This window comes from Actinoplanes sp. NPDC023714 (assembly GCF_040639855.1).
Taxonomy (GTDB): domain Bacteria; phylum Actinomycetota; class Actinomycetes; order Mycobacteriales; family Micromonosporaceae; genus Actinoplanes.
On record NZ_JBFAAR010000002.1, the window covers coordinates 564,798 to 578,330 of the forward strand.

The following is a 13,533-nucleotide window of genomic DNA, read 5'->3' on the forward strand; positions in this document are numbered from 1 at the left end:
CCACGACGTCCACATCGCCAGGACGAACCCGCCGGACAGCGCAACCAGGAAGAACAGCTAGGCGGCGCCGGTGAGGACCTTGATCGCCTGGACGGTGGCGTAGCCGCGCCACTCCAGCGCCGCCGCCGGGCTGAAGGTCTGGAAGGAGACGTCCCAGCCGCCGTCGGGTTTCTGCTGGGCGGCGAGGCGTTCGCGGTCGGCGGTGATCGCCTCGGGGCTGAAGTAGGCGCGGGACGGCGCATCCGCGTGCGGGGTGAAGTCGAGCGGGAACAGGGCTTCGCCGTCGGCGCCCCCGGCGACCGGGGTGGGGCCGTCCAGGCGTACGAAATCGGTGTATCGCTCCAGGAGAGCCTTCGCCCGCGGCTGCTCGTCCGCCACCGCGTCGAGGAAGAGCATCGAGAACATCAGCTCGATGGCGTGCGGGGGCGCGGTGATCCGCTCCATGGTGTCGAGGCACCAGGCCGTCGCGGCGCGCAGCCACGGGTGATCCCGCACGCCGGCGCGGTGGGCGTGCGCGGCCAGCTGCGTGGTCATGGTGACCGAGGAGGCCGGGTCCGCGGCGGTCCAGTGCGGGGCGCAGCCCTCGTGATCGGGGAACGGGAGGCTGAACGCCATGCCGCCGTCGGCGTTGGCGTGCCCGGTCAGCCAGTCCAGCAGCGACGGCAGGCGGGACGTGTCACCGGCCTCGGCGATCACCTCGAGGGCGTGCATCGCGCCGACCGGCTGGCTCGTCGCCGAGCGGAGATCGGGTTCGAGGGCCCAGCCGTATCCGCCGTCCGGGTTGCGATAGCCGTCGAGGGCGGCGAGGACAGGTTCGGCCGGACCGCCGTTGAGCAGGAAGTCGAGGCGGCGGCGCTCCAGAATCCGGGCGTGGGTGGCGACGAACGAGATCGCGGCGTCGAGATCCGGTGTCATGTCGCCATCCTGACACGCTGCCGCTTCGTTTGAAGTTTCACGCAGGTGGGGCACTGTGGTCCCATGCGGATCTTGATGACTGGCGCGTCCGGCTTCCTCGGTACCCGGCTCGCGGCCCGGCTGACCGAATCCGGCCACGAGGTGACCCGGCTCAAGCGGGGAACGGGTGGGTGGAACCCGGCGAAGGGCGAGCTCGATCCGTCCCTGGTGGCCGGCGCCGACATCGTGATCAACCTGGCCGGCGCGGGGATCGGGGACCGGCGCTGGAACGCCGCCTACAAGGATCTGCTGCGGTCCAGCCGGCTCGACACCGCCGGCACTATGGCCCGGACCATCGCCGGACTGCCCGAGAACGATCGGCCGCGCGCGCTGCTCCAGGCGTCCGCCGTGGGGTGGTACGGCGACACCGGCGATCGCGAGGTGACCGAGGAGTCGCCGGCCGGGGACACGTTCCTCGCCGATCTCTGCCGGGACTGGGAGGCGGCGGCGTCCGGCGCCGGAACGCGGGTGGTCCTGCTGCGTACCGGCCTGCCGCTCGACCGCCGGGGAGGGCTGCTGCAGCGCCTCGTCCTGCTGTTCAAGCTCGGCGGCGGCGCCAGGCTCGGCAACGGCCGCCAGTGGATGCCGTGGATCTCGCTGGCCGACTGGCTCAACGCCGTCGAGTTCCTGATCGAGCGCGAGGACCTGGCCGGACCGGTCAATCTGGTCGCCCCGCAGCCGGTCACCAACGCGATCTTCACGAAGGCGCTGGCCCGCGCGGTGCACCGGCCGGCGCTGCTCGCGGTCCCCGGGTTCGTGCTCGACATCGTGCTGGGCGAGTTCGGCGGCGAGGCCCGGCGCAGCCAGCGCGTGATCCCGGCGGTGCTGCGGGAGGCCGGATTCCGGTGGGAGCACCCGGACGTGGACGGGGCGCTGGCAGTCGCCGTCGGATGAACGCGGATTCCACGATGGCGGGATCACCGGTCGAATCCGCTTAATCTGGTCACGTGACCTTCGCGGCGAATCCTCTGGACCGGCTCTCTTCCGATCAACTGCGCATGCGTACGAGTGAGAAGTGGCGCACCTATCCCGAGGATGTCCTGCCCGTCTTCGTGGCCGAGATGGACGTGCCGCTGGCCGGGCCCGTCGTCGAGGCGGTCACCGAGGCGCTGCGGCGCGGCGACACCGGCTATCCGTCCGGCACCGGCTATGCGGAGGCGTTCGCCGACTTCGCCCGCAAGCGGTGGGACTGGGACGGGCTCGTGCCGGAGCGGACCACCATGGTCGCCGACGTGATGGAAGGGCTGCTCGAAGTCCTCGACGCCGTCAGCGGGCGCACCGACGCCGTCGTGGTGAACTGCCCGGTCTACCCGCCGTTCTACTGGTTCGTGAAGCGGACCGGCCGGACCGTCGAGGAGGCGCCGTTCGGGGCGGACGGGCGGATCGACCTCGCCGCGCTGGAGGACGCGTTCCGCCGCGCCGCCGCCCGTGGATCCCGGCCCGCCTTCCTGCTCTGCAACCCGCACAACCCGACCGGCGTCGTGCACACGGCCGACGAGCTGTCCGCGGTCGCGCGCCTCGCCTCCCGGCACGCGGTCCGCGTCGTGGCCGACGAGATCTTCGCGCCGGTGGTGCTGCCGGGCGCGACCTTCACGCCGTACCTGAGCGTCCCCGGCGCCGAGAGCGGCTTCGCGGTGATGTCCGCGTCGAAGGGCTGGAACCTGGCCGGCTTCAAGGCCGCCCTCGCGGTCGCCGGGCCGGCCGCCACGCACGACCTGGCCCGCATCCCCGACTGGGTCAAGGAGAACCCCGGCCACGTCGGCGTGATCGCGCACACGGCCGCGCTCCGCGACGCCACCGACTGGCTCGACGCGGTCCTGGCCGGCCTGGACGAGAACCGCAGGCTGCTGGCGGCCCTTCTGCGAGAGCACCTTCCGCAGGTCCGGTACCGGCCGGGCGAGGGCACCTATCTGGCCTGGCTCGACTGCCGCGACCTCGGGCTCGGCGACGATCCGGCCGCGGCCTTCCTCGAGCGGGGGCGGGTGGCGCTCAGCTCCGGACCGGCGTTCGGGACGGGCGGCGCCGGCCACGCGCGGTTCAACCTCGCCACCTCACCAGCCCTGATCACCGAGGCGGTGCGGCGGATGGCGGCCGCGCTGCCCTGATCACCGAGGCGGTGGGCCGCAGGGCGGCAGCCCTGGTCCGATCGCTGGAAAGGCGCGGCGCATGATCGTGGCCGGCTGATCCGATGCGGTCGGTGGTTCAGGGACGTTCGGCGAGTGCGGGTGCCAGCGCGGTGAGGGCGCGGCGGACGCGTTCCTCGGCGTGTCCGTCATCGGTCAGGGCGACGTGTTGCAGGACGCCCGCCACGGCGAGTGCCAGGGACGACGTGTCGGCCTCCGCGGCCACGCGGCCCAGCTCCTGCTCGGCGCGCAGGTGACGGTCGACGGCGTGGACGATCGCGTTCAGGCCGGCGCTCTCCCCGCCCAGCACCCGGGCCACCTCGGCGGTCAGCGACGGGCGGAACGCGGTCAGCCTCGTCACGGTCAGCACCGACGCCCGCGGCAGCGCCAGGATCGCCTCGGTCAGGTTCTCGGCGACGACGCCGTGTCCGAAAGTGGTCGCCAGCGGGGCCAGCGCGGCCGCGATCTGGAAGCTGCGGTCGACCGCGTAGGCCGTGAGGAACCCGTCGAAGCTGCGGAAGTGCGTGAACAGCAGCCCGGTCGCGAGACCCGCCTCCTGCGTGACGTTCCGGCTGGTCAGCGCGCCGTCAGCGGCCATCACGCGCTCGAGCGCGGCGAACAGGTGCTGGCGGGCTTCCGGGACGGCGACTCCACGAGGCATCCCGTGATTCTAGGGCTTGCCGAAGAATGAGCAAATGCTCATACTCGGTTGCCATGACATCCGAGACGACCACACAGAAGCGAGCGATCATCGTCGGCGCCGGCATCGCGGGCCTGGCCACGGCGCTGCGGCTGGAGCAGGACGGCTGGCGGACGCTGATCGTCGAGCGAGCCCCGGCGCGGCGCAGCAGCGGCTACATGGTCAATCTGATCGGGCCCGGCTACGACGCCGCCGAGCGGCTCGGCATCCTCCCGGCGCTCGCCCCCAAGGCCCTCGGGATCTTCACGACGGTGCTGGTCCACGCCGACGGGAGTCCGAAGATGACCGTCCCGTCCGCGCTCGCCGAAGCCGCCCTCGGGCCGCGCGTCCTGACCGTCTTCCGGGGCGACCTCGAGGCGGCGCTGCACGACCGGACCGGCGCGGAGATCCGGTTCGGGACGACGGTCTCGGCCATGGATCAGGATCCTTCATCGGTACGGGTACAGCTCAGTGACGGGACCGTGGAGCATGCGGACCTGGTGGTCGGCGCCGACGGGGTGCACTCGCGTACCCGGTCGATGCTGTTCGGCGACGATTTCCGGGTGGATTTCCCGTACGTGGTAGGCGCCTTTGCCTTGTCCGAAAGCGACCATAACGGCGCCACGACGTTCATCGGCACCGGCCGGACCGCAGCCGTGGTCGAACTCGGTCCTGCACGATCGTCGGCGTTCTTCACCTACCGGTGTGCCGATCCCGCCGCCGAACTCGCCCTCGGCCCGGCCGCCGCGCTCCGGGAGGCCTTCGCGGACGTGCCGTTCGCCGCGTCGCTCCCGGTGCCGGACGACGTCTACTTTGACCGGGTCAGCCAGGTCGTCGCACCCCGCTGGAGCAGCGGCCGCGTCGTCCTCGCCGGCGACGCCGCCTGGTGCGTCACCCTCTTCGCCGGCCACGGCGCGACCCTGGCCCTCACCGGCGCCGACACGCTCGGCGCGGCGCTGGCGTCCGGCGGCGACATCCCGGCGGCGCTCGCATCCTGGGAGGACACGCTGCGCCCGCAGGTCACCCGGCGGCAGCGGGCGGCCCGGCGCGGCATGGCGCAGTACGCCCCGCCGACCCGCCTCCACCTGTGGCTCAGTGAGATGACCATGCGCGCGGTGACGCTGCCGCTGGTCCGCGATCTGGTGCGGCGCGCCATCGCCAGGCAGTGATACGTTCTCCCCATTGGTCATGAGTGCCAGCGCCAAGCCCCGGCTCGCTGGCCGGCAACCCTCCGTTCGCGGGCGGGGTGCTCCGGGTGATGACCGGGTCCGGCGCGACCGTGCCGGGCAAGCCGCGAGTCCGGGAGTTTCTCGTTGTCCATCCGCTTCGCCGTGCCCGCCGACGCCCCGGCTATCGCCGCCCTGCACGCCGACAGCTGGCGCCGCCACTATCGGGGCGCCTACGCCGACTCCTTCCTGGACGGCGACGTGCTCGCCGACCGCCTCGCGGTGTGGTCGGCGAGGCTTGCCACGGGAAGCGTCGAGACGAGGACCGTGGTCGCCGAGCGGGATGGGCGACTGCTCGGGTTCGTGCACCTGGTAGTCGCCGACGATCCGGTCTGGGGCAGCCTCGTCGACAACCTGCACGTCGTGCACGACCAGCACCGCAGCGGTATCGGCACCACCCTGCTGTCGCGCGTCGCCCGGGAGGTGCGCGGCCCGATCCACCTGTGGGTGCTGCGGCAGAACACGGCGGCGCAGGCGTTCTATCGCGCCGTGGGCGGCCGGGTCGCCGAGGTCCGGACCGTCGCGCCACCCGGCGGCGACCCGGCACGGCTCCGCGGCACCCCGGAGAAGCTGCGCATGACCTGGCCCGACGCCGCGATCCTGGCGGGCCGCGACCCGGGCGTCTGACGGCCATCGACCGGCCGGACCGGGAGGCGCGGGGGACCGGACGGAGTCCGACCGGCCGGACCGGGAGGCGCGGGGGACCGGACGGAGTCCGACGCCGGCGACATCGGCGGGGATGGGCGGGCTGCTCGCCGTCCTCGAGGGCACGACCTGGTGGCGCCGGGACGGTGAGCAGGTGAGTCTCCCGGAGCGGGCGCCTACTCGCCGGTGAGCAGCAGGACGGCCGAGACGGCGGCGAGCAGCAGGCCGATCAGGCCGAACCAGACGGCCAGGGTGCCGCCCACGCCGATCGACTCGCGGCGGGCCGCGATCACCTCGCCGCGGGTCTGCGTGGTGAGCAGGGTCAGGCCGGTACGGTTCGGGAGCAGGCCGGACGGGGAGAGGCGGCCCACCGCGAACACCTTCGCGCCGCGCGGGACGCGGACCTCGGTGAGGTGCAGGCGCTCGCTCGTGCGCAGACCGTCCACCAGGTCCGGCGGCACGATGCGCGGCATCCGGACCGGCGTCGCCGTGCGGTACTCGAGGGTCGTGGTGACGGCGGCGCGCGGCTCGGTCTGGATCGGGTCGAAGAGGGCGCGCGGGTGATCCAGCAGGCGCGGGTCGATCGGCGCCCGCCCGGCGTGGTCGGCCAGCTCCGGCCAGTTCGGCGAGGTGATCTCGAGGAGCACGTCGTGGTCGGGGCCGTCGCCGGTCGCGATGTCGCGGCTCGGCTCGCGGATCAGGGTGACCCGGTACCACGTGCAGTCCTCACCGGTCATCGGCGCGATCTGCGGGCCGGCCGGGCCGTACTCGGTGGTGCCCTCCAGCGCGACCCGGCCGCGGCCGGTGACCGCGGCGACCGGGGTGCGGTTCAGCGTCCACAGCGCCCGGATGTCGCCGAGCAGGAGCAGCAGGAAGATGGCGGCGCCACCCACGAGGAGCCCGCCGACACAGAACCCCACCGTCGCGACGACCATCACGAATGTCACGGTAAGGCAACGAAGCCGTTCCCGATGTCCCGCTCGCAGCCGGAACGCCTCATCCGATCAGGTCAGGCCACCGGCAGGGTGATGCGGGCCGTGACGCCGTGGCCGGGGACGCTGTCGAGGTCGAGCATGCCGCCCTGCGCCTCGACGATCCGGTTGCTGATCGCCAGCCCCAGGCCGAGGCCGGGCATCTGGTCGCGGATCGCCAGGTCGCCGCGGGCGAAGGGGGTGCCGGCCATCAGCAGCTCGTGCTCCGGCATGCCGGGGCCGTGGTCGCGGACGGTGAGGGTGGGCTGCGGGGTGGCGGCGACGGTGACCTCGACCGGGGCGTCCGGGCCGCCGAAGCAGAGCGCGTTCGTCAGCAGGTGATCGACGGCCACCCCGAGCAGGCTCGGGTCGGCGCTTATCCAGACCGGGTCGGACGGCATCGTGATGCGCAGCCGCTCGACGGGCGCCGGCGTGATCAGGGTACGCAGGTCGATGAGCCGTGGCCGGCCCACGGGTTCCTGCATCTGGTGGTTGACCGCCCGCAGGAGACTGTCCACCGTACGGATGAGGCGGTTGGCATTGCGGTTGATCGCATCGATGCGGCGCGCGAAACCGGGGGCCACCGCACCGGGCGTCGCGGTGAGCATCTCGAGGTTGCCCTGGATGTTCGCGAGGGGCGTGCGGATCTCGTGGGAGATCGCCGAGACGATGTCGTCGTTGTCGACGGCGACCGGGAACGGCTGGTGGGTGAGCATGTGGCGCAGCCCGGTCTCGGCGTCCACCCGGCGGGCGATCCGGGCCAGCATCCGGCTGGTCGCCTCCGGGCTGTGCCGGTGCGGCTCGTCGTCGAAGACGCAGAGGGCGCCGACGATCTGACCGTTGTGGTGCAGCGGGGCCGCGCCGACGAACCGGACGTGCTCGGAACCGGCCACCAGGGGGTGGGTGGAGAGGCCCGGGTGCTGGGAGGCGTCGTCCACGATCATCGGACGGTCCTCGGAGGAGACGATCCGGCAGAGCGACACCGAGTGCGGGATGTCGACGCGGGTGCGGATGCCGAGGGTGGCCGCGAAGTGCGCGCTGCCCCCGCCGACGACCTTGAGCGCGGCCATCGGCGCCTGGCACGCCTCGGCGGCGAGCTCGAGCACCTCGGGAACCTCGGCCAGCGCGGTGCGGTAGCGCTCGGCGGCGAGGAGAGCGGGCTGGACGGTCATGGCAGTGGTCCCTCGTCACTTCTCGGCGGTGCGCTGCGTCGGACACCGCCTTCATCGGCGTCCGGTGGCGGGGGCCGCGGATTCCGGGGGTTGCGGTCGGGGAGCGGGGTAACCGCCCCAGAAGGGTTGAAACGTCCTAAAGTGGTGCCTGTGGGACGGGTGTCGACGCGGCTGCGGACCGTCGGGCTGCTCGCCGGCCTCCTCGTGGTGCTCATGGTGCCGACGTGGGTGATCACGCTGAGCGGGTTCGACCGGGTCGAGCAGCAACTGCTGGTCAAGGAGGCCGAGGAGCTGCGGGTCGCGCTCAGCGAGGGCGCCGAGAGCATGGCCGACTTCGGCATCACCAAGTCGCGGGAGAACCTGGACCTGGCGCGGCAGAGCGGCTTCGAGGCGGAGTTCCCGGCGACCCAGATGGCCCGCGTCTACGAGATGTCCGGTATCGCGGGCGTGGGCGCCGACGGCACCCTGCGGGTCGGTGGCCTGATCGAGGGCGGCGCCTACGGGCGGCTGCCGGACGCCTTCCGCAGCCGCGCCGTGCTGGCGACGCTCGTGACGCCCGGGGCCGCGGCCGGCGAGGCGACCTGCGGCGTCACGTCGGCGAGCGGGGAGCCGACCGTCTTCTGCAGCGTCCCCGCGGGATCCGGGTCGCTGATCTTCCTCCGCATCCTGGACGCGGACGGCCTGAAGGCGATGACCGACAACACCGACGACGAGATCGGCCTGCTCGGCGGCGTCCGGGACGGCAGCACGCGGCACGACGACCTGCCGAGCCGGATCGGGACGCTGCGGGTCTACACGGCAGCGGTCGGCGTCGACATCGCCGTGCAGGCCATGGTCACCGGCGTCGACCGGACACCCGTCGTCTTCGAGAGCCTGCACGAGCGCCCGGTCCGGTCCGAGGCGGTCGGCACCCTCGTCTCGATCGCGTTCGTGGTCCTGGCCGCCATGGTGCTGTTCAAGATCCTGCTCGACCGGGTCGTCCACGGCAGCGTGCACGACCAGGTCACCCCGCTGCGCGAGGCGGCCGCGCAGATCATGGAGACCTGCGACCTCTCCGGCCGGCTGCCCGGCTCCGCCCACCCCGACCTGCGGGCACTCGGCGAGTCGATCAACGGGATGCTGGCGGCGTTCGAGGTCCAGGCCGAGGAGTTGGTCCGGGAGCGGCTGCGCAGCGAGGACGAGCGCAGCCGCCAGCGGGAGGCCGAGGACGAGGCGCGGGCCGCGACGGTGCGCCGGGTCGAGGCGGAGTCCGAGCAGGTCATCGGCGGGATCGCCTACGAGCTGGGCGACGCCGTGCGCGAGGTGGACGTGGTCCGGGCCTCGGTGCAGAACATCAACGCCGGGGCGGCGGCCGCGCACGACGCCACCGAGCGGATGGCAGAGCACGCGTCCCAGGCCGACCAGGCGGCCGAGGCGCTCAGCGTCAGCCTGCCCGCGGCCACCGAGATGGTGGCGGCGATCGCGCAGATCGCCGGGCAGACCCGGATGCTGGCCCTCAACGCGACCATCGAGGCGGCGCGGGCGGGCGAGGCGGGCACCGGTTTCGCGGTGGTGGCCGACGAGGTACGCAAACTCGCCGACGACACGTCCTCCTCGGCCGAGCGGATCAACACCACCTTGGGTACGCTGACCGCCACCGCGACGGACGTGTCGAGCGCCGTGGCGACGATGACCGACGCGATCGCGAGTGTCCGCGCGGCCATCGACCAGGTGCGGTCGGTCGCCGACGATCAGCAGCGCAGCTTCGGTGGCCTGATCACCCAGGTGCAGAACGCGATCCGGCAGATCGACCAGCTGGCGCCGCAGAAACAGGCCGATCCGCAGCCGGGCGGCGGCCTCGAGTTGTTCTAGTCTCGCGGGGTGACCGCCGCCTCCCCCTCCCTCGTCGTGATCCGCGGCAACTCCGGGTCGGGCAAGACCACCACGGCCCGCGAGGTGCGCCGGCGGTACGGGCGCGGCGCCGCCCTGATCGAGCAGGACCACCTGCGCCGGGTCGTGCTGCGCGAGCACGGCGGCAACCCGGTCGCGCCGGCGTTCATCGTGGGGACGGCGCGGGCCGCGCTGGACGCCGGCTACCACGTCGTGCTGGAGGGCATCCTGCACAGCGGCCAGCACGCCGGGCCGCTGACCGACCTGATCGCCGGCCATCCCGGGCCGTCGCACGTCTACTGGTTCGAGGTCTCGTTCGAGGAGACCGTGCGCCGCCACCTCGGCCGCGCCGAGCCGATCCCGGTCAGCGCCGGCCGGATGCGGGAGTGGTACGCGCCGCACGATCTGCTCGGCGTCCCCGGCGAACGGGTGATCCCGGAGACGACCGGCTTCGAGGACGCGGTCACGACCATCCTGCACACCAGCGGCCTGGGCCGGGCGGCCGCGCTCAGCCCGTGCCCGGTCCGGTGCGCGCGCTGCGCGGAGAAGTCCGCCGAGCCGGCTTGACCCCAGCGCGCCGTCCGGCGGCGTTCACCACAGGTTGACGAGCAGTCCGGCCGCCGCCGCGGTGAGCAGGGTGAGGAGCGGCCCGCGGCGGAACCCGAGGGTGAGCACGGCCGCGCCGGCCAGGACCGCGTACTGCCAGGGCTCGTCGAGGGTGAGCGCGAGCGGGACGGCGGAACCGAGGATCGCGCCGATCGCGGCCGGGCCGGCGCCGTCCAGGAAGCCGCGCACCCGCACGTTGCCGCGCAGCCTGTCGAAGCGGCTCGCGCCGAGCAGGATGAAGGCGAACGACGGTCCGAAAGCGATCAGCGCGGCGAGCAGGCCGCCGCCCAGTCCGGCGGCCGCGTAGCCGACCACCGCGACGGTGTGCACGACCGGGCCGGGGGTGATCTGGCCGAGCGCGACGGCGTTGAGGAACTCCGCGCCGGTCATCCAGTGGTACCGGTCCACCGCGTCGGCCTGCATGATCGGGATGATCACGAAGCCGCCGCCGTAGGAGAGCGCACCCACCTTCAGCGCCGTCCAGGCGAGGGGTGCGAGGCCACCCGCCGCGAGCAGGGCCACGGCGGCCCGGCCGGTCCGATTCGGATCGGCGGCCGGCAGACGTTGGGCGATCATCTCGGCGAGACCGCAGACGACCAGCAGCAGCACCAGCCACGGGCCGGCCGTCGCCGCCGCCACCGCGCCGGCCAGCAGATACACCGACCAGCGCCGGCGGCTCGGCGCGCGCTTCCACGCCGGCCTCATCAGGCTCGTGCCCGCCTGCAGCGCGACGGCCGCCACCGCCGCTCCCGCACCGGCCCCCGCCGCGGTCACCCAGAGTGGTGGGTCACCGAGGAAGAGCGCGGCGAGAGCCAGGATCAGAATCAGCCCGGGTACGATGAAAGCGGCCCCACCCGCGATCGCGCCGAGCCGGCCGCGGACCCGCCAGGCGCAGAAGATCGCGAGTTGCGTGGAGGCCGGGCCGGGCAGCAGGTTGCACGCCGCGATCGCGTCCTCGAACTCCTGGTCGCCGAGCCACTTCCGGTCCTCGACGCAGAGCTTGCGCAGCAGGGCGATGTGCGCGGGCGGCCCGCCGAACCCGACGCAGCCGATCCGTCCCCACTCCTTCAGGACGGTCCCGAGAGATGTCTCGTACACCTATGTCCCTGCTGGTTGGAAGAGCTCGACGGGGTTGCCCGCCGGGTCGTCGAGGACGATCTGCCGGCCGCCCGGGCCGCTGATCACCTCGCTGCGGAACGCCACGCCCGCCGCACGCAGGCGCTTCACCTCGCCGTCGATGTCGTCGACGAGCAGGTGGATGCGGTTCCAGCCGCCGGGGCCGGGCCGGGTGCCGTCCGGCATGGGGCGGCCGGCCGAGCTCTGCGGCCCGGACAGCAGCAGCCGCAGATTGCCGCGCACCACGTCGGCGAAGGCCGGTGGGAACGCGGTGTTCCGGGTGAACCCGAGGTGGGCGGTGTAGAAGTCGGCCGCTGCCTGGACGTCGTCCACCAGGTAGCGGACGTGCACGGTGCTGTCGTTCACGACCCCTCCTCTCCGAGGGTGTGCATCAGGAAGGCGATCCGCCGGTCGAGCAGGCCGGCGGTGTCATGGAATTCGGACAGTTCGCGGGGTTCGGGCATGCTCCAGTGCGCGGTGCCGGCCGTGCAGTTCTCCTTCGCGCGGTCGCAGAGCGTGATGACATGGTCGAAGGGCCGGCCGGCCACGTCGTCGAGGTGCCTCGGCCGGGCGTGGCTGATGTCGATGCCCCGCGCGGCCATGACGGCGACGGCGTGGGGGTTGACGGGCTTCGGTCGTACCCCCGCACTGAGCACCTCGACGGGGGACCCCGCGCCATCCGGGGCGGCGCGGTGGCGGAGCAGGGCCTCGGCCATCGGGGAGCGGGCGCTGTTGCCGGTGCAGACGAAGAGCACGCGGGTCCGGGCTGCTCGGCGGACGGGCGGGGTGGTGAGCCGCAGCGCCGGATGCAGTGCGCCGCCCATCCCGGTGATCAGCTCCGAGCAGCGTGCCAGGTCGAGCGCGTAGTAGGTGTCCCGGCCGTCCGCGCTGCTCCGCCGGGCCGTCACGAGGCCGGCCTTGCGCAGCTTGCCCAGGTGGTAGGAGACCAGGTTCTGCGACTGGGCGACCCGGCCGGTCAGCTCGTGGACGGCCAGGTCGGACCGGGACAGCTCGGTCAGCATCTGCCAGCGCAGAGGGTGGGCGGCCGCGGTGAGGAACGCCGGAGAGTTCACGCCCGCAGATTACATCAAACCGGTTTGATGCAATAGGGGCCCTGCTGAGGCGCGCACCGGCCTGATCAGGGCCTCGGAGCCGATCGGGGTGAAACCGGAGGCCAGGAACGCCCGCAGCGACCGTGCGTTGCCGGGCGACACCGCCGCGAAGACCGGCTCGCCCTCCGGGACCAGGGTCAGCGCGTCGGCGATGAGGCTCCGGCCGTGCCCGCGGCCGCCGTGGGCCGGATCGGTGAGCTCGATACTCAGCTCGGTGCGCCCGGCCAGGCCCGCGGCGACCACGATGATGCCGCGCTCGTCGCCGTGGATGCGCAGGCCGGTGCGCATCTCGCGGGCGTACCGGACCCGCGGGTGCTCGTCGACGCCGTCCAGCAGCGGAAGCCGCGGGGTGCCGCCGGTGCCCCGGTTCACCAGCGTCGCGTCGATGACGCCGATCCAGCCGGCCGGCCCGGCCAGGAAGCGCAGGAAGTCCGGCGCCATCGAGCCGCCGAACCCGTCCGGCTTCCGGGCGTGCACCTCGGCGGCGGGCAGGGCGGTGGCGACCACGGCGTGACCGGTGAACGCGACCGAGCATTCCAGCCCACCGGCGAGCGGCGGCACCACGGTGACCGCGCCGTCGACGGGCGGGAAGCGGCCGTCGGCGGCGTCGAGAAAGAAGTTGAGCACGGCGAAAAGCTAACCCGTACCGGTTCTTCCGGGACGTCGAGGTGGTGCGGCGGTGGCTCAGCGCAGGTGGTCCTCGATCCGCCGGGCCAGGGCGGTGACGCCGTCGCGGACCTTCGTGCGGTATCCGATGAAGAGCCGGTTCGCGAGCGGCACGGCCCACGCGCCCCGCTCCGCGATGTTGAAGACGCGATAGGTCAGCGTCGTCCCGGCCGGGGCCGGGCTGGCGCTGATCTCGCCGCGGTACCACCAGTGGCCCTGGAAGCCGGCCACGCCCGGCCGGTGGTCCACGTCGACGGAGGACGCGGCCTCGTCCTCGCCGAGGAAGGCCCGCACGGCCCACCCGTCGTCGATCAGCGCCCGCACCCGCTCGACCGGCGCCCGCACCGTCGCCGATTCCTCGAAGAGCTTTCTCATCGTCGACCGGTTCCCTTCC

General features: G+C 73.1%; 15 protein-coding genes and 1 riboswitch. Of the genes, 6 read left to right on the forward strand and 9 right to left on the reverse strand.

The genetic code is table 11. From position 1 onward, the window contains the following. Positions 1–57 precede the first annotated feature (57 nt). On the reverse strand, positions 58–915 hold the full coding sequence (locus AB0G10_RS10480) for a hypothetical protein (protein WP_360918510.1): 858 nt from the start codon (positions 913–915) through the stop codon (positions 58–60). A 63-nt stretch (positions 916–978) separates the two neighbouring features. Between AB0G10_RS10480 and AB0G10_RS10485 the strand changes: the two genes are divergently transcribed. Next, entirely contained in the window at positions 979–1,848 is an 870-nt protein-coding gene (locus AB0G10_RS10485; RefSeq protein WP_360918511.1) for a TIGR01777 family oxidoreductase, read from the forward strand. 104 nt (positions 1,849–1,952) lie between these two features. Beyond that, positions 1,953–3,059 carry an aminotransferase class I/II-fold pyridoxal phosphate-dependent enzyme gene (locus AB0G10_RS10490; protein ID WP_360918512.1) on the forward strand — a complete coding sequence of 369 codons (1,107 nt, stop codon included), beginning with the start codon at positions 1,953–1,955 and terminating at the stop codon, positions 3,057–3,059. Between the two features lie 97 nt (positions 3,060–3,156). Here AB0G10_RS10490 and AB0G10_RS10495 read toward each other — a convergent pair whose 3' ends face one another. Continuing rightward, positions 3,157–3,738, reverse strand: coding sequence for a TetR/AcrR family transcriptional regulator (locus AB0G10_RS10495; RefSeq protein WP_360918513.1), 582 nt, complete (start codon positions 3,736–3,738; stop codon positions 3,157–3,159). A gap of 53 nt (positions 3,739–3,791) precedes the next feature. On the opposite strand from AB0G10_RS10495, the gene AB0G10_RS10500 reads away from it, so the two are divergent. Together AB0G10_RS10500 and AB0G10_RS10505 are read left to right on the forward strand one after the other, a co-directional pair. Then, positions 3,792–4,925: an FAD-dependent oxidoreductase gene (locus tag AB0G10_RS10500; RefSeq protein WP_360918514.1), complete on the forward strand. Its 1,134-nt coding sequence runs from the start codon at positions 3,792–3,794 to the stop codon at positions 4,923–4,925. 15 nt (positions 4,926–4,940) lie between these two features. Then, positions 4,941–5,056: riboswitch (SAM riboswitch) on the forward strand. 13 nt (positions 5,057–5,069) lie between these two features. After that, a complete protein-coding gene (locus tag AB0G10_RS10505; RefSeq protein ID WP_360918515.1) occupies positions 5,070–5,609 on the forward strand; it encodes a GNAT family N-acetyltransferase in 540 nt (179 codons plus the stop codon). 194 nt (positions 5,610–5,803) lie between these two features. On the opposite strand, the gene AB0G10_RS10510 is transcribed toward AB0G10_RS10505, so the two are convergent. Together AB0G10_RS10510 and AB0G10_RS10515 are read right to left on the reverse strand one after the other, a co-directional pair. Continuing rightward, a complete protein-coding gene (locus AB0G10_RS10510) occupies positions 5,804–6,565 on the reverse strand; it encodes a hypothetical protein (RefSeq protein WP_360918516.1) in 762 nt (253 codons plus the stop codon). A gap of 71 nt (positions 6,566–6,636) precedes the next feature. Further along, positions 6,637–7,770 (reverse strand): GAF domain-containing sensor histidine kinase, encoded by a 1,134-nt coding sequence (locus tag AB0G10_RS10515; RefSeq protein WP_360918517.1) that lies wholly within the window; start codon positions 7,768–7,770, stop codon positions 6,637–6,639. A gap of 150 nt (positions 7,771–7,920) precedes the next feature. Between AB0G10_RS10515 and AB0G10_RS10520 the strand changes: the two genes are divergently transcribed. Both AB0G10_RS10520 and AB0G10_RS10525 read left to right on the forward strand, forming a co-directional pair. Further along, a complete protein-coding gene (locus AB0G10_RS10520; protein WP_360918518.1) occupies positions 7,921–9,621 on the forward strand; it encodes a methyl-accepting chemotaxis protein in 1,701 nt (566 codons plus the stop codon). Positions 9,622–9,630: 9 nt separating this feature from the next. Further along, complete coding sequence (locus tag AB0G10_RS10525; RefSeq protein WP_360918519.1) at positions 9,631–10,206, forward strand: AAA family ATPase; 576 nt, start codon at positions 9,631–9,633, stop codon at positions 10,204–10,206. Positions 10,207–10,230: 24 nt separating this feature from the next. Here the strand turns inward: AB0G10_RS10525 and chrA are convergent, their stop codons facing one another. From chrA to AB0G10_RS10550, 5 genes are read right to left on the reverse strand one after another with little or no spacing between them, the layout of a single operon-like run. After that, the gene (chrA, locus tag AB0G10_RS10530) at positions 10,231–11,343 is read right to left on the reverse strand and encodes a chromate efflux transporter (RefSeq protein WP_360918520.1); all 1,113 of its coding nucleotides are present in this window, start codon (positions 11,341–11,343) and stop codon (positions 10,231–10,233) included. Next, a complete protein-coding gene (locus AB0G10_RS10535) occupies positions 11,344–11,727 on the reverse strand; it encodes a VOC family protein (RefSeq protein ID WP_360918521.1) in 384 nt (127 codons plus the stop codon). Continuing rightward, positions 11,724–12,434 carry an ArsR family transcriptional regulator gene (locus AB0G10_RS10540; RefSeq protein ID WP_360918522.1) on the reverse strand — a complete coding sequence of 237 codons (711 nt, stop codon included), beginning with the start codon at positions 12,432–12,434 and terminating at the stop codon, positions 11,724–11,726. Before AB0G10_RS10540 ends, AB0G10_RS10535 begins: the two co-directional genes overlap by 4 nt. A 9-nt stretch (positions 12,435–12,443) precedes the next feature. Then, a complete protein-coding gene (locus tag AB0G10_RS10545; protein WP_360918523.1) occupies positions 12,444–13,100 on the reverse strand; it encodes a hypothetical protein in 657 nt (218 codons plus the stop codon). Between the two features lie 57 nt (positions 13,101–13,157). Further along, entirely contained in the window at positions 13,158–13,514 is a 357-nt protein-coding gene (locus AB0G10_RS10550) for a hypothetical protein (protein ID WP_360918524.1), read from the reverse strand. Between the last annotated feature and the right edge of the window lie 19 nt (positions 13,515–13,533).